We start from the raw sequence: 431 nt of genomic DNA, 5'->3' as shown, positions 1-431 counted from the left end.
ACGTCGAGGTTGACGAACTCGACGGTGCGTACGTTGTCCGGTATGGGGTGGCCGGGCGGGATCTGGCTGTTGCTCAGGGTGGCGACGACGTCGACGTCGAGGGTGGCGACGGCGTCGAGGAGTTCGGTGACCGCGGTCCGGTCCCCGCCGAGGGTTTCGCGGAACGAGCGGCCCAGGGTGAGACAGACCCGGGGCCGGGTCGGTGGCTCGCGTAGCCAGTCGGGGACGGTCGCGGGCCCGTTGTAGGGGGTGTAGCGCATCGGCAGGTAGTGGTGGTCGACCGGCAGCCGGAGGGAGGCCGGGACGGGGTCGATGGTGAACTGTCCGAGGACGGCCTGCTCGGTGAACGGGTGGCCGTGTCGGGCCAGGACGTCGCCGAGCCACTCCTGCAGCGGGTCGTCGCGCAGGGCCGGCACCCGCCCTCGCAGCAG

1 pseudogene is annotated in these 431 nt (G+C 71.9%); it reads right to left on the bottom strand.

Annotated features, from left to right (window positions below):
- Positions 1-431 (bottom strand): annotated as a pseudogene (locus IF06_RS0131790) (nucleotide disphospho-sugar-binding domain-containing protein); the annotation flags it as partial.

Source organism: Micromonospora globosa, from assembly GCF_000717585.1.
Taxonomy (GTDB): domain Bacteria; phylum Actinomycetota; class Actinomycetes; order Mycobacteriales; family Micromonosporaceae; genus Micromonospora; species Micromonospora aurantiaca.
The sequence above is the reverse complement of the archived record's forward strand: the minus strand, read 5'-3'. Positions and strand labels throughout refer to the sequence as shown.